Source organism: Microseira wollei NIES-4236 (assembly GCF_020521235.1).
GTDB classification, from domain to species: Bacteria; Cyanobacteriota; Cyanobacteriia; order Cyanobacteriales; family Aerosakkonemataceae; genus Microseira; species Microseira wollei.
The window spans coordinates 14,410-34,270 of sequence record NZ_BLAY01000015.1; the positions used below are offsets into that span (position 1 = coordinate 14,410).

Below are 19,861 nucleotides of genomic sequence, written 5' to 3' on the forward strand. Positions count from 1 at the left end.
TAACGATAATATTCATAAGTGGCATTGTGAGCGCAAAGGGGGAGATAATTTTGTACGCTTTCCTTCAGTCCCTTGGCATTGCTAACCCTACAGGCAGCGGCTGGCTGGCGGTGATATTCACCTTTGGGTTGGCTTGGATAGTGACTCGGTATTTAATTCCAAGAGTACGCGCTTTTGCCCTCCAGGTGGGATGGGCAGATCAACCCAACGCCCGTCGGCTGAATAAAGAACCTTTACCCAACGCGGGAGGTTTGGCAATTTACGCGGGGGTGATTGCGGCTTTAATTCTGGCAACTGTCTTAAGACCGATTATCATCGAACCTGTATTAGTGCAGGTACTGAGTATTCTGCTGGGCGGATCGATTTTAGTTTTGGTGGGGTTTATTGACGACCAATATGGTTTGTCGCCTTACCTGCGCTTGTCTACCCAAGTTTTAACCGCATTATTGCTTTATTCCAGCGGTATCCGCATCGAAACTGCTTTTGCAACGCCCCTCGATCCCTTATTCTCTCTCTTGCTGACGGTATTTTGGGTAGTGGGAATTACCAATGCCGTTAATTTAATGGACGGGATGGATGGTTTGGTGGGCGGGATTAGTTTTATTACCGCGATGAGTTTATTGGCTGTTTCGGCACAATTTGAAACCAGGGCGGCGGCGACTTTGCTATTAGCGGCGTTGGGGGGTGCAACCTTGGGCTTTTTGCGCTATAACTTTTACCCGTCGCTAATTATTATGGGGGATGCGGGGGCATATTTTTTTGGTTATGTGTTGGCGGCGACGAGTATTATCGGTAATTTAAAAGTTACGACGGTGTTTGCCTTGGTGCCGACGCTGTTCTTTTTATTATTGCCAGTTATTGATACAACTCAAGTCGTGATTCGGCGACTGATGGCGGGGAAAAACCCCATGAGTACTCCGGGGAAAGACCACCTGCACCACCGCTTGCTGGCGTTGGGGTTGTCTCAGCGCAATGCTGCGATCGCTTTGTGGACGCTGAGTTTAATATCTAATAGTTTGGCGATGAAGTTGCAAGGGATGACGCCTTTGGTGATTTACGTAACGATTGGCGGAATTGTGGCGCTTTTGGGTTTCACAGTTTGGCGGAAAATTAGACGAGATTATCGAGGTTGACGGTTGATTTAATCATCGCACAAGTTGAAAAAGTAACGATTATGTCTAATCAGGAAATTTTCCAGGAAATCGACCTATTTTTTAGGCAGCAAGGTAGAGTTTACCAGACCTTACAAAATATTTCTCAGAGCCTATCTAAAGCTGGGATTGATTATGCCATCATTGGCGGCATGGCTTTGGTGACTTATGGTTATGTTCGGGCAACTCAAGATGTGGATCTACTCCTGAGTAAAGAGGGACTGGAAGCGTTTCGCAAGGCATTAGTCGGACGAGGATTTGTACCTGCGTTTCCAGGCGCTACAAAAATGTTTCGCGATACGCAAACAAATGTCCGAGTGGAGATTATTACCACAGGTGAATTTCCTGGTGATGGCAATTGCTAATTGCTCATTGATAATTGTCAATTGCCAGACAGCCGCCATTAGCGATTAGCTATTAGCAGTTACACAACCGTTGCCTAAGGACATGATATGATTCGAGTCCTAAATCTTCCCGCTGAGTTAGCAGAACAAATTGATGCATCTGTCCGCGATGAGTATAGCCGTTTATGGATTGCTGTTGAGTCGGCACGTCAGCGGGAAAGAGATTTTGATGCTTAATTAAGTTTCAATCCCTAATAGGGATTTTGATAAGTTGCAACCTTTCCCGGCACATGTCGATGAACTTGAGATGGCTTGTTTCAATCCCTAATAGGGATTTTGATAAGTTGCAACAACCCACAAGCATTAATTGTAATGTTTCGGCTTCTCGTTTCAATCCCTAATAGGGATTTTGATAAGTTGCAACGTGTATTTGGCAAAGCCAACAGCACAGATTTAATAGTTTCAATCCCTAATAGGGATTTTGATAAGTTGCAACATAGATTCTTTCCACGCTGAGCCGAATTTACTAATTAAATCGTTTCAATCCCTAATAGGGATTTTGATAAGTTGCAACCCCTCGATAATTTTAATATCATTGTGTGACTGCTTAAAGGTTTCAATCCCTAATAGGGATTTTGATAAGTTGCAACCACGGTCTATTCCCTCCGTGTCTGTCTTATTTATTGTTTCAATCCCTAATAGGGATTTTGATAAGTTGCAACGCAACCTTTGTCGTGGGGTAGCATACGCCAGCTCAGCGCTTGGTTTCAATCCCTAATAGGGATTTTGATAAGTTGCAACAACTTGGTTCACGCACTCGAAGCCGTGGGTATTCGTTTCAATCCCTAATAGGGATTTTGATAAGTTGCAACCAATGAAGTTCAACGCATCGCTCTTTCCATTAAAGTTTCAATCCCTAATAGGGATTTTGATAAGTTGCAACCGAAAGGTATCGCCCATAGATAGAGTAATATCCATCGTTTCAATCCCTAATAGGGATTTTGATAAGTTGCAACCCAAATGTCCGTATAAACAAAGGCGCAGACCATGAGTTTCAATCCCTAATAGGGATTTTGATAAGTTGCAACAGAGAGTGACCCGTAACTAACCGAATATTCCCCTTGGTTTCAATCCCTAATAGGGATTTTGATAAGTTGCAACCGGGTGTATCGCCTGGATGGACAACTAAGTGGAAGTTTCAATCCCTAATAGGGATTTTGATAAGTTGCAACGCAGATTGGCGGCGTGTTTGATGAGTATCTCTATGTTTCAATCCCTAATAGGGATTTTGATAAGTTGCAACACCGTGCCGCGGCTGCTTTTGTGGGCAAGCTATTAGTTTCAATCCCTAATAGGGATTTTGATAAGTTGCAACATGGCGGCGGCTATCTCGTTCTCGGATATAGAGAAGTTTCAATCCCTAATAGGGATTTTGATAAGTTGCAACTTTTGTTTTGTTATCTATTAGAAAGGTGCTGAATGGGTTTCAATCCCTAATAGGGATTTTGATAAGTTGCAACCCTGTTGCGCAAGCGTCGGCCGCAGCTTCGTCGAAGTTTCAATCCCTAATAGGGATTTTGATAAGTTGCAACACTGAAGACCGCCAAAAACGCCATGGGGGTTGCCGAGGTTTCAATCCCTAATAGGGATTTTGATAAGTTGCAACATCATCAACATTCGTGGGGGCTGGAGGCACATCAGTTTCAATCCCTAATAGGGATTTTGATAAGTTGCAACTTTATCAAAAAAAGCAACGGCCTCTCTGGTAATGTTTCAATCCCTAATAGGGATTTTGATAAGTTGCAACGGTGAGGGAGGCTTTTCTGGAATAATTTTATTTTTCCAGTTTCAATCCCTAATAGGGATTTTGATAAGTTGCAACTTTCTAGGTTGGCTTGCTCCGCCTGGAGCTTCGCGTTTCAATCCCTAATAGGGATTTTGATAAGTTGCAACGAATGGCTTGAGACAGACCTGGAGCGAACCTCTAAGTTTCAATCCCTAATAGGGATTTTGATAAGTTGCAACTCGACACTCGCTTTCTTAGCGAGTGTCTAAAGGATTTGTTTCAATCCCTAATAGGGATTTTGATAAGTTGCAACTAGCTATGGAGAGAGGTAGTTTACTTTCTTTGCAAGTTTCAATCCCTAATAGGGATTTTGATAAGTTGCAACCCATTCATTGCGCCGAATGCTACAAGTACGCATCGGTTTCAATCCCTAATAGGGATTTTGATAAGTTGCAACTCTACGTCGGGAGCCGTCCCCGCTTTTTCTGTACTTCGTTTCAATCCCTAATAGGGATTTTGATAAGTTGCAACCGTTATTGCGCCAGTGCCTAAAGGGTTTTGTCAAATGTTTCAATCCCTAATAGGGATTTTGATAAGTTGCAACCTCGTACTCAAGGGCAGCAGCGACGCGCTCTCCTTCGTTTCAATCCCTAATAGGGATTTTGATAAGTTGCAACCGGGTAAAACTAGATGGGGATAGCGGTGGTGACGTGTTTCAATCCCTAATAGGGATTTTGATAAGTTGCAACCATATTGGCAGACTTAAACTTACCAGCAAGTTCATCGTTTCAATCCCTAATAGGGATTTTGATAAGTTGCAACTTTATCAGCCCCTAGCAACGAGTGAATGGCTCACAGTTTCAATCCCTAATAGGGATTTTGATAAGTTGCAACTCGACGAAACAATATCAGGGGGCTGAATCTTCCTGTTTCAATCCCTAATAGGGATTTTGATAAGTTGCAACTCTAGAGATAAACTTTCCACAAGCAAACAAAAAAGGTTTCAATCCCTAATAGGGATTTTGATAAGTTGCAACGCAGAGGAAAAATCCTTGCTTGAGAAAGGTAAATCCGTTTCAATCCCTAATAGGGATTTTGATAAGTTGCAACATCTTTGGCTCCCTCTAGCTGGAGCTGCCTTTCAATGTTTCAATCCCTAATAGGGATTTTGATAAGTTGCAACCCCACATGCTCGTGCCAGTCCCCGTTGGCTCATACGTTTCAATCCCTAATAGGGATTTTGATAAGTTGCAACTTTTTACCCAGATATACAGAGTGGTTCCTGTTTGCGTTTCAATCCCTAATAGGGATTTTGATAAGTTGCAACGCATCTCTTTTTTGTAGGCGTAATAATGGTCAGTTTCAATCCCTAATAGGGATTTTGATAAGTTGCAACCAGGCATTATCCTCTCCTTTCTACTCTCATGGCTCGCGTTTCAATCCCTAATAGGGATTTTGATAAGTTGCAACGCGAAGAATATACTCATAGACAAATAGGAATTCTCGTTTCAATCCCTAATAGGGATTTTGATAAGTTGCAACTCGCGCGATCGCAGGTTGACAGCCGCTAACTCTGTTTCAATCCCTAATAGGGATTTTGATAAGTTGCAACTTTCGATTGAGAACTAAGTAGAAGCTCATTCCTTGTTTCAATCCCTAATAGGGATTTTGATAAGTTGCAACTCGTTACCGTCCATGCCAGCGATCCAAAACTTGCCCGTTTCAATCCCTAATAGGGATTTTGATAAGTTGCAACCCACTTAGTTCGCAGGAGGTCAAGCCAGATAGCTTTGTTTCAATCCCTAATAGGGATTTTGATAAGTTGCAACCCAAAAACCTTTTTCTTCAACTATATCTGTCTTGTAGTTTCAATCCCTAATAGGGATTTTGATAAGTTGCAACTCAACAACACCTTCACCAACTGATAAAACAAATGTCGTTTCAATCCCTAATAGGGATTTTGATAAGTTGCAACTCAGGAAGAAATTCGAGTATTTCAGGAAACCTTTGTTTCAATCCCTAATAGGGATTTTGATAAGTTGCAACGTGACAAATACCAGCGGGTATGCCAGCACAAGAGAGGTTTCAATCCCTAATAGGGATTTTGATAAGTTGCAACACGTGGATATGCCCATTGATTCAATCCGGAAGCAATGTTTCAATCCCTAATAGGGATTTTGATAAGTTGCAACGAACCTGGTTGAAACAGCCTATTTGGATTTACCCAGTTTCAATCCCTAATAGGGATTTTGATAAGTTGCAACAAAGAAGGCTTTTGCTTTTGTCTCAGCGTCATTTTTGTTTCAATCCCTAATAGGGATTTTGATAAGTTGCAACGGTGGCACCTTGGAAGGGGATGGACGTTCAGATTTAGTTTCAATCCCTAATAGGGATTTTGATAAGTTGCAACCAGATGAACTGTTGGTTAATGATGAATTAATTAATGTTTCAATCCCTAATAGGGATTTTGATAAGTTGCAACGAGTCGCGTTTCTTGCCGAATAAGCGAGAGATAAATGTTTCAATCCCTAATAGGGATTTTGATAAGTTGCAACAGAAACATGGGCGCAAACTCAGCGGTCTCGGATGAGTTTCAATCCCTAATAGGGATTTTGATAAGTTGCAACCTGAGTACAAGATAGGATTGACCCGTAACGTCGAGTTTCAATCCCTAATAGGGATTTTGATAAGTTGCAACTGACTTCCGCTTGGAAGTTGAGGAGCAATCGCAGGGGTTTCAATCCCTAATAGGGATTTTGATAAGTTGCAACTAGAGCGGGTATCGAGTACCATCTACTTTGCTTGTGTTTCAATCCCTAATAGGGATTTTGATAAGTTGCAACCCAAGTAGCTGGCGGTAAAGCGAATCTTCATTCCGTTTCAATCCCTAATAGGGATTTTGATAAGTTGCAACCAGAAAAGCCGGTGGAGGCTGCTACTCCAGCGCCCGTTTCAATCCCTAATAGGGATTTTGATAAGTTGCAACAAAGGCACAGGCGACTTTATCCCGTCCGTTGTACATGTTTCAATCCCTAATAGGGATTTTGATAAGTTGCAACGCGTAGAAAGCAGCAAGCAGCGCTTCAGGAGTCTACTGGTTTCAATCCCTAATAGGGATTTTGATAAGTTGCAACTGATATGTATGTTAGTAGTACCACAGAAGTGGATATGTTTCAATCCCTAATAGGGATTTTGATAAGTTGCAACGTTTGTTTTGGGAAGCAGCGAGCGCTGGGTCAATGTTTCAATCCCTAATAGGGATTTTGATAAGTTGCAACGGGCAGCCCGCGCTAGCTAAATCGGCAGCATAAAGTTTCAATCCCTAATAGGGATTTTGATAAGTTGCAACCTTCAGTCTGTGATTACAACCTCTCCTCCATCTGTTTCAATCCCTAATAGGGATTTTGATAAGTTGCAACCTGGGCGGCCTGTTCACGAAGTTGAAATTCGTTATCCGTTTCAATCCCTAATAGGGATTTTGATAAGTTGCAACCAACCTGAAACAGTTAGCAAAAGCCAATTTGCCAGTTTCAATCCCTAATAGGGATTTTGATAAGTTGCAACACGGTACTGCCGGGGTTGTATGTTGGACGATTGGTGTTTCAATCCCTAATAGGGATTTTGATAAGTTGCAACCGTGAAGTGCCTGTTCTGATGCGAGCATGTCTTTGTTTCAATCCCTAATAGGGATTTTGATAAGTTGCAACACAGGTGTCAAGCCAAACGTGGCCTTGGGTAGACAAGGTTTCAATCCCTAATAGGGATTTTGATAAGTTGCAACAAAAGCTTATGGCAGCAGCCATAATTGAGTCATCATGTTTCAATCCCTAATAGGGATTTTGATAAGTTGCAACTTGATTATTTCAAAGACCCAGAAAGACTCTTCTGTTTCAATCCCTAATAGGGATTTTGATAAGTTGCAACAGTATTCAGTGCGCACCACTTGGTACTACGCCTTATGTTTCAATCCCTAATAGGGATTTTGATAAGTTGCAACATGGAAGAACTACCATCTGGGTAATTTACTGAAATGTTTCAATCCCTAATAGGGATTTTGATAAGTTGCAACCGACCGGCTCTAGAATGCTTACTGTATGAGGTTTTCAAGGTTCGTTACCGGGAGACAATATTAAAATTACCATTTCAGGCTTCGACCTGTCAAGCTCTCGCTGAAGCGATCGCGCTTGATCGCAGTCGTAGCAATAGTTTCAGAAGTACCGGGAGAGAATTTTTGGGGAGAGGGGGGTCAAAAGCTTGTGGGGTAAAGGTTTGGGCCGAAAAATTTCATCCTCCATTTTTTACACCTACCCTCTCCCGGAGTTTAGGCAAAAAACACCGTCGTGTCCATTGGCATCTCGCCACCGATGCGTTCGACTTTACCCTGACAGCAGGCGCACAGGAAGTAAAAGCGGATGCTGTCTTCCTTCGGTTTAATTAACTTGGCGAGGCGCGATCTTAACTTAGCATATTGGGTTGGAGTTAGTTCGCACTCAAAGATCGAATATTGCATCCACTGTCCGTAAGACTTTAGCGCTTTATGGATCTTAGTCCGGCGCTTATCTTCTGGAATATCGTAAGAAATCACAACGTACATAATTATTTCATCACTAAAGGTGTATATTTCTCGATTTCGCCCATCAGATATTTCGCCAGCAGACGCGCTTGAAGTTCAAACGCTTCTTGATAGGTGCATTTCCGTCCCAAAACGGGATGCGTAAATTTAGTTTGTTTCTTCTGGGCGTACAGTTTCAAAAATTCCCGACATCCGGTTTCAGTCAGTTTTACTACATTGCTCAGTGGTTCTGTAGTAAAGTCGTCGAGGGTTAGCAGTCGGCGATTGATCGCATTCAATATCATCGTATCCACGACCAAAGGTCGAAACTCTTCCATCAAATCGAAGGCTAAACTAGGACGCCCGTAACGTTGCAGGTGAAGATATCCCAAATAAGGGTCAAATCCCACAATGTTGAGCGCACTTTGCACATCGTGACGCAGCAGCGTATAACCAAAATTGAGCAAAGAATTTACCGGATCGGTAGCGGGGCGATGTCTGGGTTTAAAAGTGAACCCTTCAATGCGAATCAATTGGTTAAAAATGCCAAAATAAGCCGCACTTCCCGCCCCCTCAAAACCTCGCAACGAGTCGATATTATGGGTTTTGTTAACCGATGCGATCGCATCATTTATCCTTTGGATTGCCGAGTCTAAATCCAGTTCTGTCCAATCGCGCTGAATTTGTTGAATATTTCGGCGATAATTCTTCAATTTCCCCCGCACAAATCCTTGCACAACGTGAATCGCTTTTGCCGTTTCTCCTTTAGCTTCCCATTGAGCATTTCTCACAAAAATATTCTTAGTCAACTCCGGTTCCAACTTGCCCAAATATTTCCCCGTCTCCGTCATAAACGTTAAAGGAATTTTCCGTTCCAAAAGTTCCGCAATCAAAGCCGGAGAAATTGTCGCCCGTCCCAAAACCACCACCCCATCGATTTTCAGCAATGGTACATCTAAAACAGTCTTTTTATCGGCTTTAACTTGCAACCGTTCGTCAGTTTTACCGATAAAAGACTCAGCTTGCGTAATGTAAACCGTACCCATATTTTCCCTCCAATTAACTTGCTTCTTGATAGCGTTTAACCTTATCTGCCACTTGGGGCAAACACTGGGAATAAAGACTGCAACCCTGACAACGTTTGGTATAAATTGGCTGGGGAATAGTCCCGGTTTGTAGCAAAGTTTGAACAGCTTGAATGGTAGCGATCGCTTCTTCCCTCAACTCCCGATTAATCTCCACCAATTGCCGCTGATGGGAAGCCGCATAATAAACATAACCCTGAGTAATAGTTCGCCCCGTCATCTCTTCCAAACAAAGCGCTTGCGCCACAACTTGCATTTCATCGTTATCCCATTCCCCCTTACTTCCCCGCTTATATTCCACCGGATAAATCTGCCCCGAATCCGACTCAATTAAATCCGATTTTCCAATTAATTTATACCGTTCAGACTTGAGCCAAATTGCCCGCACCTGGTAGGTATCTTCCCGCATCCCTTCGCTTAAAGTATGGACGCGATCGTGTAAACTTGTCCCCTCAATCGTATACTGATTATCGACAAATTCTCCCGCACAAAACATCCGCCAACAGCGATGGGGACAATAGGAATAATGATTGAGAGAAGCGATGGGAATGTAGTCTTCGTTCATAAATTTGCTAATTGCTAATTGCTAATTGCTAATTGGTTACTGCAATCTGCGTACCATACCCATACCCATTGGGGTTTTCCGTCCGACACCACTATAAAGAGCAAAATCTGCTAAGGCATTGATGTTTTTAATTGCAACTGGGTTTAGATCGCCCATCAAACGATAGCTAACTTCGCCCACACAACCAATAAACTTACTGCGGGAATCGGGAACAATTTCCGTGTTAATATTGAAATAGCTGGGAAAAATCGACTCAATTGCCAGATGAGAAATCTCAATCCCGCTATACTTATTCCACCGATGCAGCAGACTATTAAATACACTATCCCGCGTCGGCAGTGCCGTATCAAATTGTCCCTGTCGAAACGCAGTCGGCGTGGCAAAAGAAAGAGAGATGATGCGATCGCTTTCGGAAGCCTGCTCGTATAATTGAGCATAAGTCATTGCATTAACCCAAGGTTGAGTAGATTGAGGCGTCCCTAGAATACTGGTGATGCGTAAATCCGCAGGTCCCAAATGCCAAGGATGTTCGGGATTAAGATTCAACCAAAGATGGGTTAACTTACCGAACAAAGTATCGTCGAGTAAAGTAATGCGCCACCAACAAGCAGTCCCCGGCGGAATTGCGATTTTATGTTCCCATTGCAGGGGATTTTCTCGCTGTTCCTTGCGTCGTTTGTTCGTTTGCAAAGGACTGAGAGTAAACGCTTTATCAGCTTGGGAGTCGTGGAGATAAGTACCGAGTTCGTAATCAACAGAACTCACCAAACTAAGGAAAAGCGCGTGGAAATGTCTTCCGGTGAGATATTGCGGTGGAATGGGTGATAAAGGTAGGAGATTGAGGACAAGACTGTGAGGCATGTTTTGGTTCCTATCTACTAATAAATTGGCTAAACAATGAAAAGCTCATCATCAGGAAGACGCAGTTGTTTGCCTTTCATCGCCATTGTTAAAATTCCTGCTAATCCAGGTAAAAACCTGTATTCTTTTTTAGCATCATTGCTTTGAATGACAATCGGATAAGATGCAATGCGTTCCCTTTGAAGTTGATATATTGTACTGGCATTTGCTATCGGGCAGATAATCACACCTGGGAGCAAATTTTTTTCAAGTTCTTTGAGTAGGGGAGAGGGTGCGATCGCGCCTCCCAGTCGCCTTTCAATGCGGCAATTTCTGAAAGCTGTCAACTTGTTGATTTCTTTGTTAACAAACTCTTGCCAACTGTCGCAATAACGTAAATGAAAACTTAATTCATAGGGTGTATCGACGCGATTTGTTACTTCAATAAATTCACCCTTTTGAACAAATTCGTAGTATCGCAACAAATGAATCGGGTCTAAAACTGTTTCCTCAGCTTCATCCAGCAACAAACCATGAGGATCGCGAATCGTCAAACTTTCAAACAAACTAGAACGGAATTGAAACAGCGGTGCGTAACTAGCACTCCAAACTGAAGCAAACTCTTTTAAATCGACAGCATTTTCTTCTTGTTGAAAAACTGGTTCGTATGCTTCTAAAGTTGAACGCCCAGCTTTCAAGTCTTCCCAATCTTCCGGAAAATTGGCTTGAAGATATCTTTTAACAAAAGCCTGACCTCCTTTGGTAAACTTCCACTTTTTTTTGATATCTTTTAGAGAAGCCTTGGCAATATTTTCAGCACCTTGTAATGCTTTCATCCTGCCACGGTAGTAATCCCAGTCGCGGTTTCCTCCCAGTGTTTCTCTTAGAGTATCAAAAAGTTGCAGAATGAATTGACTACCAGATAAACCTGTCAATTTATCCTCTAATTCTAAAAGAGGACGGGCAATTTCTAAAAAGGCTTCCGAACTCCAGTAAATTTGTAAAAAAGGTTTATCAAGACAGGAAAGACTATGTAGAGTTTGGCTTAAAGCTTGCCGTCCTCCCGCACAGTCGAGAGAAGATAAACCTTGTTCCCAAGCGAGAGGAGAAAGGTAAGCGATCGCATCCGAATCAATATCCGTTTGCGACTTGCCTAATACCCGCCCAACTCGTCCTAAACGTTGCCAAAAAGAGAAGCGATCGCGTGCAGAAAAAATCAACCAATCTAAATTTTGTCGCGTTGGTGCAGGCGTTTTTTCAAAGTTATATCCCACATCGACTGTACTGGTAGCCAGAATAATCTGTTTTTGTGCTGCTGACTTGCGTTCAGTTTGGGGAGTAGAACCTGTAATGCGTCCAAACTTGCCACCTAAATTTCTAGCATAAAGTAAATCTGCCAAGCGATTGATGTGGTCTTTAGCATCAAGAATAACTGCACCGTTATGGTGAGGTTTTTCGCGAAATCGGTTGGCAATTTCATCGGCTAATTCTGGCAACCATTCATCTTTGTCGGGTTGCGATCGCCACTCCAAATTAACTGCTGTTTGAGAAGGTAAAAGATTAGCTTTGTCATTCTCTCCATCAACTTTTACTATTCTCACACCTTGGCTTTCTAAACTTTTCAAAGCCAGTTCGCAAGCAGGTTCGGGTGTCGCTGTCAGCAACACCACTCGCCGACCATTTTTGAAGAATCCAAAAACGTGGGAATATGCCAGATAAAACAACAAACTAACGAGTTGTTTGGCGTCATAGAGATGGAATTCATCAAACAGAACAGTAGCAAACTTGGTGTAAAAACCGCTGGCGATATTAGTGCGATCTAGCTGGTTATATGCAAAGAAAGTGGCGTAGTAGAAAATATCCGGATTGGTGACTAAAAGAATCGGCTGATTTGCGCCTACATCATCAAAAACCGTAGCTGGATTGCGAATTACATTATACAGCTTTTCACTGGGACGACTACCCACTTTATCGCTAGGCCATGCCCTTACTTCTCTAGCAGAAGCCGCTTTCACAACGTGACGTAAACCAGCTTTTTTGACAAACTTTTCTGCGGCTTCTCGCTGTTGTTCTACTAACGCATTCGTCGGGGCAATGTAAATAGCACTTTGAGTGGGATTGTGCAGAATTACTGTCAATCCCGCTTGAGTTTTTCCCGTTCCAGTTGGCGATAAATCGAGAATAATATCGGCATTGCGAGAGAGGTCAAACACATCAACTTGATGTTTCAGTGCTTTTTCCATAAATGCCAATTCCGATGGCAAAGATACGCAAGCAGCAATACTGCGAGATTCCAATTTGGTCAATAATCTTTCATTGCTCATTCTGTCTACCTCCACCGCAGAAATATAAATTTGCTGGCACAATAGTTTCTCCAATTTGCCAAGCTGCACCTCGAAAGTGTAGGTTTTTTAGCAAAGGTGCAGGTGGCATGGAAATTAGGTCAAACGAGAACATTTCTAAATTGGGTGGTAAGTCAGCAACACTCAAATAAGCTTGACTGCGATATTCACCTTCTGGTAATGCAACGACTTCTAATTCATCCACAACATTGGTTTTAACTTTACTCAGGAATTTACCCAAGCGAATGTAATCCGGAATTTCAAAGTTTCCAAATACCAAAGTGCGAAATTTATTGCCGCGTTCAATCATTCTTAAACGCCCAGTTTGAGGAAAATTACTGGGTCTATACGAACTCGGTTTTTTGCCCTGTCTTTGCAACGGTAAATCTTCACGGGCGGTGGCGACGCGGTTGTTTGTCATGGCGTACCAATAACTATCAGAAAGTGCATTAAACCGTTCAAACCTAAAGGTAACTCTGCCATTTAAAGGTGAAGCGGGTAACACGTAACAATCTTGTGCAATGGGGGCTAAATCTTCTTTGTAAGTTGGTCGTCCAGTTCTATCACCTTGGAGGCGATAAGAGGAATTTACCCAGCCAAAAGCATAGGCAAGTGCATAATTCCCTATCGCCCCTTCAGTGTAATAGGTATCTGACAACTCCCTAGAGGCAAAAAAGACTGGTTCGATGCAAGATAACTCAATCATTCTTGCCTGTTGAAAAGGAAGTGGTGACATAAATTAACTCTCTACTTCAGCGGTGGCTTTTTTTCCCTTTCCTTTGGTCTTTTTAGTTTCTGTAGCAACTTGGCGGAAAGGTTCGTAAGACTGACTCAATCGTTTGAGGAAATTATCGCGTTCTGCTTCTGACCAATGACGATCTACATCGGCAATTAAAGCGGATAGTTCATCTTCAGAAAGTTGCATAGAAACACCGCGTTTGTTTTTCCAAGTGGCAATGACTTGTTGAGTGGCAGCTATGAGGCGATCGCTATGCAAAGGATGTTCTAAATTTTGCCCCAAAGCCTCATAAACAGCTTGTACCAATTCCAGAGAACTAGGCAGTTCTTTGATGCTGCCAAATACACCTAAAATCTGGTTTTCCATCCGTCCCACGCGACTGGAAACAGCCCCGTAGCGAGTTGTCAAAAGAATGTTGCCAATGACATATCGCAATTCATCAGCAGTAATATCTTTCAGCGTGACTACATCTAGGAAATGAACGCCCGGTTTGATGTATTCGCTGGTATTTAATGCCGTCGAAGCGTTGCCTTTTTCATCGCGCATCGTGCCGGTTTCAAAAATAGCGTTAATCGTGCGATCGCCCACCAATTCAGTTGCAGGTAAAATACTAAAAGCATCCTCAGTCCAAATACGACTTTTTTGTGCGCCACCGCCACCTGCTGCAAAACCGTAGAGAAAACAATCTACGCACATTTCGCAAGGTGCATTGGTATTCAAAGCACAAAGAGAACCGTCTTTGGTGTATAAAAGTTCGTGCGCCCGTAAAAATTCCCGTCCGTAACGTCTTTCTGGTGCAACTTGTTTGCGCTTCGTCATCACCAAGCGTTGAATAATAGTTGTATCGGTTACACCCGCTTGAACAAACTCGCTACACATTGGTTCCCCAGAACCTTCTGTCCGCAAGATAGTTTCAGAATGCGTTGTCCTCAAAACAACTAAACTAATAAACCGTCCTTTGGGAAAGTTTTCATAAGTTTGAGCTAGAACGGGAGAAAGTTTTTCCACTGACATAGTAACCTCCTAAATTAAACAGTTGTAGTAGTTTCAGCAGAATTATTTTCAGACTTGCTTTTTAGCTGCTGACGCGCTTCCTCAAGGAAGAACAAATAAGCCGCTTCCAAAGTTTTTTGGTCAGCTAAAAGCTTTTCAGGACGAGCTTGGTAAACTTCTTGATAAAGCTGGCGCAAGACTTGGTAATATTCCTTAATTTGCTCGTATTTAGTTGCACCCACACCATGCTCGCGAATGCGGTCTAGACGAGTATGATATTGCTGCACCAAAGCCGCAAAAATTACATCTAAATCTAAATGAGATTTTTGGGAACGAATAGCAGATGTAAAAGCCGTAAAAGGCTCAGCTTGAGCGGTGCGTTTAAAGGAACTACCCCAAATTTTAGCTTCAGCAGCTATTTGAGCAGCTTGTTTGAGATATTGCGTCAAAGGCGTGTTTTGATTGGGCATAAGGCTCTCCAGTAAAGTATTTAATGGCTCGCGAATGCGGATCCAAATTACACTCAAATTCGGTTCATCTTGTTCTCTCAAAGTCCAACGTAATAGGACATAATAAAGTTCGAGTGGTCTGGCACAAGCGCGGGCTAAGTCGTACAAACAATCATCCGCTTTCTGAATGCTGGCAACATTTATTGCAAGTTGGCTGATGCAGCGCAATCGCATCAAAATCTTCTCAGCATCTTGACGGTTATATTGTCCCGTTTCCAGCAGAGGTTGAAGCGTAGCAGGAATTCCTTCAACTCGTCCGTAAATATCATCTGATAATTCAACTTCCAAGTTTCCCCCAACTGTGAAGGGAAAACCAAACTCTAGAGATAAAGACAGTTCTAAAGCAAGTCGCAGTGATTTGAGCAATGCTAAAGAATTATTAGTATCTCCCCAAAGTAGCGGAACGATAACCGTTGTATGAACAAATTCAGGACGTTTGGGAAAAGCAAAACCCACAACTTTATTGGCTTTAAATTCCAACAAATTATCTTTATATAGCTTAAGTTCATCAATTGTTACCGTACCGCCTTCAGCATTAGTAGCAGCAAGTTGCTCTAGATGTTCTCGCCATATTCTTAGCAGTTCTGGACAAGATCCTTTCGGCAATGCTAAGTGCAAATAGAGCGGGTCTTGTTTTTTAACAGCCGGGAAATTTGCCCCAACTGCCATTAATTGATAAGCTAAAGCTGCGATCGCATCGGCTTGTCTTTTGGGTTCGGCACTAATTCCACCCGGCAAACGATTAGAAAAAGCTTGCACTTTTGTACCAGGAGGCATGTTGGCAGAAATTAGTTCATCTGTTTCGCCTAAAGTAGAACCTAAAGAGCAACGCTTGCGCGGATTTGCTTCGATATACGCATCGAGTTCTTCAAATCCATTCCATCGAGTAGCAATGGGTAAACTTAAACTTCTGGCAACTGCTGCGATCGCTTCATCAGAAACTTCTGAATCCGATGTTTGCGTGCTTTCTTTTCTTAATTGAAAAGATTCGCGCAACGCTGCTTCAATTCCTTCGATTCCTTTTGTAACTGCTTTGGCGGCAAATAAAGGTCGCCCATATTGTCCGTCAAAGGGTTCGAGGGCTGCTCTTTGTCCCTCAGAAATACCGACATGACTAGCAATCTTGTCCCAAACATCTTTGGTGTTGAGTCCGGTTTTTCGGTAGCTGAGATATGCAGCTTTTAATCCTTCTGCGATCGCAAACTCTTCTGCATTCCCAACGGGCAACAAACCAACCGCCGCCGCACTCGCTAAAGCCGTTTCACCAACTGCCTCTGACCATTTAGCGATATCTTTTCCAATTTTGTCGGCTTTATAACCCGCTTTTTTCTTCTCCAAAAGGGCCAGCACGTTCAGCAGCACTTGCTCAATATCTTGCTGCATTGCTTGCTGGGCAATTTTAATGCCGTCTTTCGTCGGTAGTACTAGCTGTTCGATATTATTACCAAAAACTTGGTCAATCTTTCCTTGCCAACAAACCGCTATCTCTGTTGTTAAATCAACAGTTGGTAATGTTTCTCCTTCAAAAAGTTCTCCATCGGGAAAAATTGCCAAAGGATGCAACCCATACCTTTGCAAAACTTCCTCGCAAGCCCCCAGTAACAAAGCTGTGATGTAACCTCTATCTTCAGAAACCCGCACTCGGAAAAGTTTACAAGGACGATTAAAAGCCACAGTCAATTCTGTTTGAAGTTTCCTCACCCGCTGTTGTTCTGGTATTCCTAAATCGAATAAATCCGCCGCCGTTAGCATTGCAGCCCAGCGATCGATCGCCTCATCTTCTGGGAAAAATAATGCTCCATCAGTGCGATTATGACCTGAATGCCGCTCAATTAATCGTCTGGCTAATTCAAAATCATCTTCTGTAACAACGTCGAGTACACAAGCTTGTTCTAATTGTTCTCGCAAAAATTCCCGATTTCTCGCCAAAACTTTGACATTTCGCTCTTGGGAATCCAGCTTATTGAGATCGTGAACCGCCGTTGCTGCCAGCAATACAGGACGTTTATCTTCCGGGACTTTTCCGATTGAACTAACCGTCAACATAAACTGACAGGCAGAGTCGAGATGTTCTGCTAAAGTTGTCCCTTTCCTGACACCGTACTGGTGATGGTGTGCATAACGTTCGTAAAATCGAGGACGAATTTCGCTGAAATATCGCTCGTCCAAGGTTTTGGGAGGACGGTTTAAAAGCCGACGTTGGTTTGACACAATAGATCCCTCCTATGAGACTTTTTTCTCATAAGTAAACTTGCCAAAATTCCGCGCTATATTTTCGAGGATAGTAGGAGTAGTAAACACTATCCCACTACCCTAGAGATGCTTGCAGCCAAGCGATCGCTCTACACTAAATTACCAGTCGCCACTCGCGTCGTTGGCCTTCTACACGGCGATCTTCAAACTTATAACCTCGTTTTCTTAGAACATGGATCGTTGCAGAAAATCGGTGGCTGATTTTCTCTACCAGTTCTTCAGTAGAGTGCCAGCGACCATCGGACATCAGTCGCAGCAAACGATCTGGAAGACTTTCTTTCATGGCATTTGCCTCTATTGGGTGTACAACCAGACAAGCCATGCGCTATAACTCTGGCTTTTTTGATCGGTTTCTATTGTCCATACAGTTTATCGAAACCGGGCTTTATACACTTACAATAAAGAGTATTGCATACCAAAAAGCAAAATGCAAGTACATTTTGGCAATGCCCAGAAAAAAAGACACGATAACACTGTCAATCCCGCCCGGAACTAAGGAGCAACTGGAAGCGATCGCTCGCCGCCTCAACATCTTTTGGGGTCAAGCTCCCAGTATTTCCGGGTTGTTAGTAGCGATCGCGCAAGCAACTGTAGAAGTCGGAAAGCCCTTTACCCTCGACTCCAACCAGGTAAAAGCCTTACAGCAAGCCATCAAAGCCTTAAACGATGCAGGTCAGATTGGGGAAGCCCAAACTGTACTTGCACTTTTAATCGAGCGAGGCAACCTGGAACCACCCCTGCGCCAGTCTCTCGTGAAACAACTCAGCCAACCCGCTAAAGGATGGCGGCCTGAGATTGAGGATCTGATGCAAAGACAACAGCCTTTCTATTTGCTCTACCGCAACTCCCAAAGCAACGAACTCGAATACACCGTGCGCCATGCCGAGGTTCGCTTCTTTGAGAAACGGTTCTACCTGCTGATTTGGTGTGAAGAGACTCAAGACGTAGAAAATGACATCCCCGATTTGCCCGAACTCTGGCACAATCGCTGCTTAAGTTTTGACCGCATCCAGTCGGTTTTGCCGATTAGCGGGGATTGGCGCGGTCAACTTGATGCCATTAAAGTGTACTTACAGTTTCGCGGCTGGATGGTCAAAGCGTATCAACTCAAAGATGACGATCTAGAGGATAAAGTCATTGGAGATGTCCGCCAGGTAGTGCGGCGCGTTGTCAATCCCTTCTGGTTGATTCGAGAAGTCTCGCGGTATTGGGAGGATTGCACCATTTTGGCACCAGAAGCAATGCGCGATCGCATCAAACAAAAACTAATCGACCTCTGCCGTCAATACGACTTAGAAATTAGGGATTAATACTCAACGCAATCTAAAAAGGGGCTTTAAAATATAAAGCCCCGATAACTTTATGAAGGTTTATCATTACACCCTCATAAACTTTAGTTAAGAGAAACAAACCCAAACATATATTTGTTAAACCAATATGTGGAATTACTCCAGCTTATCGAAAGTCGATTAAAACTGGAAATAGTGCGGCGATCGCAGAATTCTTATCGCCCAATTGTTGCTTATGATGACCAAACTAGAGAAATATTATAGAGTTCTTGAGCTTGAACCGGGCGCTTCCATAGAAGAAGTTAACCAAAGCTACAGAGACATGGTTTTTGTATGGCATCCGGATCGGTTTGTCAACCATCCTCGATTGCACCAGAAAGCTCACGCCAAAATACAAGAAATCAACGAAGCGCGCGATCGCTTGCAATTTGCGGTACAGAAAGCCCCAACCATAAAGGCTGCACCGAAATCCTCCTCCAGAGTATCCCCCCCTGCTCGCTCTGGATCGACCGTGCAGCACAGCTATAAACCGAAAGTAAATACAGTTTGGGAAAGCAACTATAAAACAGTAATGGATGAGCGCGTACAGGTTAGCTATCCCAACAAAATTGATGCTTCTGGCTGGTTGGATTAAGGGAAAATCGCGAGGTTTGTTTAGTTTGGGGAATCGAGAGCGATCGCTATTCCTGCGGACGGTTGACGCGAATCAATTTACCCTGCAAACTTTCAACAGCCGCAATAGCTTCATTAATCCGCGTAGCCAATCTTTCTATTTTGCGATCATCCGTGCAAACGATAATCCCAGCATGGTTAGATTCTTGGAAGTGCAGTTTCATAAGATCGCGACGATTTTGCCTCAAAACTGCTGTTTCATTACTAACAGCAAAAGCCAGCACTTCTGGATCGGAATCTCCAGCATTTCCAGCTTGCTGAACAGTCATAACATCATGGCCTAAAGCCCGTAATAATTCCACAACTGGCAATGGAAATTGTTCATCGGCATAAAGCTTAGCCATAGATTATACTTCAGATTCCATTGCTTCATCTTGCTCGCGGATTGCTGTATCAATTTCCTCTGGATGCGCCTCAGCATAAGCCCAGACATTTACCAAATCGGCGGCACTAAGTTGCGGATAGCACTCAAAAAGTTCGGCATCGCTTGCACCTTGACGACGCAAACTGACAAACAGCCAAACAGGAAGGCGAGTACCGGCAATACAAGCATCACCACCCATCACACCAGGAGTTTTTGTAATTCCTGGGGAACCATTGCTTAAAGTTTTGGTCAGGATTTGTATAGCTTGGGCTTTTTCTACCGGACTCAAGGCAAGGAGTTGTTTTTCTAAATCTGTAGTTAGCATATGTGTGCGATACGCCTAACGGCACGCTGCGCGAACGCATTTCAATTCAAAT

General features: G+C 43.1%; 16 protein-coding genes and 1 CRISPR repeat array. Of the genes, 5 read left to right on the forward strand and 11 right to left on the reverse strand.

Features of this window, described 5'->3' with window-relative positions:
- Positions 1-44: 44 nt before the first annotated feature.
- The 3 genes from MiSe_RS06865 to MiSe_RS50805 all read left to right on the forward strand — a co-directional run bounded on the left by MiSe_RS06865 (position 45) and on the right by MiSe_RS50805 (position 1,732).
- The gene (locus tag MiSe_RS06865; protein WP_444980468.1) at positions 45-1,133 is read left to right on the forward strand and encodes an MraY family glycosyltransferase; all 1,089 of its coding nucleotides are present in this window, start codon (positions 45-47) and stop codon (positions 1,131-1,133) included.
- Positions 1,130-1,516, forward strand: coding sequence for a nucleotidyltransferase family protein (locus MiSe_RS06870; protein ID WP_226576462.1), 387 nt, complete (start codon positions 1,130-1,132; stop codon positions 1,514-1,516). The genes MiSe_RS06865 and MiSe_RS06870 overlap by 4 nt, the downstream gene beginning before the upstream one ends.
- Before the next feature lie 87 nt (positions 1,517-1,603).
- On the forward strand, positions 1,604-1,732 hold the full coding sequence (locus MiSe_RS50805) for a hypothetical protein (RefSeq protein ID WP_264196376.1): 129 nt from the start codon (positions 1,604-1,606) through the stop codon (positions 1,730-1,732).
- A 4-nt stretch (positions 1,733-1,736) separates the two neighbouring features.
- A CRISPR array of direct repeats spans positions 1,737-7,350; the repeat unit is 37 nt; unit sequence GTTTCAATCCCTAATAGGGATTTTGATAAGTTGCAAC.
- 252 nt (positions 7,351-7,602) lie between these two features.
- Here the strand turns inward: MiSe_RS50805 and cas2 are convergent.
- The 9 genes from cas2 to MiSe_RS06915 all read right to left on the reverse strand — a co-directional run bounded on the left by cas2 (position 7,603) and on the right by MiSe_RS06915 (position 17,442).
- Positions 7,603-7,875, reverse strand: coding sequence for a CRISPR-associated endonuclease Cas2 (gene cas2, locus MiSe_RS06875; protein ID WP_226576464.1), 273 nt, complete (start codon positions 7,873-7,875; stop codon positions 7,603-7,605).
- A gap of 2 nt (positions 7,876-7,877) precedes the next feature.
- Positions 7,878-8,879: a type I-D CRISPR-associated endonuclease Cas1d gene (gene cas1d / locus MiSe_RS06880; protein WP_226576467.1), complete on the reverse strand. Its 1,002-nt coding sequence runs from the start codon at positions 8,877-8,879 to the stop codon at positions 7,878-7,880.
- 13 nt (positions 8,880-8,892) lie between these two features.
- A complete protein-coding gene (gene cas4 / locus MiSe_RS06885) occupies positions 8,893-9,483 on the reverse strand; it encodes a CRISPR-associated protein Cas4 (protein ID WP_226576469.1) in 591 nt (196 codons plus the stop codon).
- A gap of 36 nt (positions 9,484-9,519) precedes the next feature.
- A complete protein-coding gene (gene cas6 / locus MiSe_RS06890; protein ID WP_226576471.1) occupies positions 9,520-10,344 on the reverse strand; it encodes a CRISPR-associated endoribonuclease Cas6 in 825 nt (274 codons plus the stop codon).
- 29 nt (positions 10,345-10,373) lie between these two features.
- On the reverse strand, positions 10,374-12,647 hold the full coding sequence (cas3, locus tag MiSe_RS06895; protein ID WP_226576478.1) for a type I-D CRISPR-associated helicase Cas3': 2,274 nt from the start codon (positions 12,645-12,647) through the stop codon (positions 10,374-10,376).
- Entirely contained in the window at positions 12,637-13,401 is a 765-nt protein-coding gene (gene cas5d, locus MiSe_RS06900; RefSeq protein ID WP_226576481.1) for a type I-D CRISPR-associated protein Cas5/Csc1, read from the reverse strand. The genes cas3 and cas5d overlap by 11 nt, the downstream gene beginning before the upstream one ends.
- A 3-nt stretch (positions 13,402-13,404) precedes the next feature.
- Positions 13,405-14,418, reverse strand: a complete 1,014-nt coding sequence (cas7d, locus tag MiSe_RS06905; RefSeq protein ID WP_226576483.1) for a type I-D CRISPR-associated protein Cas7/Csc2 — start codon at positions 14,416-14,418, stop codon at positions 13,405-13,407.
- A 14-nt stretch (positions 14,419-14,432) separates the two neighbouring features.
- A complete protein-coding gene (locus tag MiSe_RS06910) occupies positions 14,433-17,117 on the reverse strand; it encodes a CRISPR-associated protein Csc3 (protein ID WP_226576485.1) in 2,685 nt (894 codons plus the stop codon).
- Positions 17,118-17,253: 136 nt separating this feature from the next.
- On the reverse strand, positions 17,254-17,442 hold the full coding sequence (locus MiSe_RS06915) for a hypothetical protein (protein ID WP_226576488.1): 189 nt from the start codon (positions 17,440-17,442) through the stop codon (positions 17,254-17,256).
- Positions 17,443-17,605: 163 nt separating this feature from the next.
- Here MiSe_RS06915 and MiSe_RS06920 point away from each other — a divergent pair, with 163 nt between their 5' ends.
- Together MiSe_RS06920 and MiSe_RS06925 are read left to right on the forward strand one after the other, a co-directional pair.
- On the forward strand, positions 17,606-18,469 hold the full coding sequence (locus tag MiSe_RS06920) for a WYL domain-containing protein (protein ID WP_226576497.1): 864 nt from the start codon (positions 17,606-17,608) through the stop codon (positions 18,467-18,469).
- 214 nt (positions 18,470-18,683) lie between these two features.
- Entirely contained in the window at positions 18,684-19,082 is a 399-nt protein-coding gene (locus tag MiSe_RS06925; RefSeq protein WP_226576500.1) for a J domain-containing protein, read from the forward strand.
- Positions 19,083-19,128: 46 nt separating this feature from the next.
- On the opposite strand, the gene MiSe_RS06930 is transcribed toward MiSe_RS06925, so the two are convergent.
- Positions 19,129-19,464 (reverse strand): DUF5615 family PIN-like protein, encoded by a 336-nt coding sequence (locus MiSe_RS06930; protein WP_226576503.1) that lies wholly within the window; start codon positions 19,462-19,464, stop codon positions 19,129-19,131.
- A 3-nt stretch (positions 19,465-19,467) separates the two neighbouring features.
- Positions 19,468-19,809, reverse strand: coding sequence for a DUF433 domain-containing protein (locus MiSe_RS06935; RefSeq protein WP_226576507.1), 342 nt, complete (start codon positions 19,807-19,809; stop codon positions 19,468-19,470).
- Positions 19,810-19,861 lie beyond the last annotated feature (52 nt).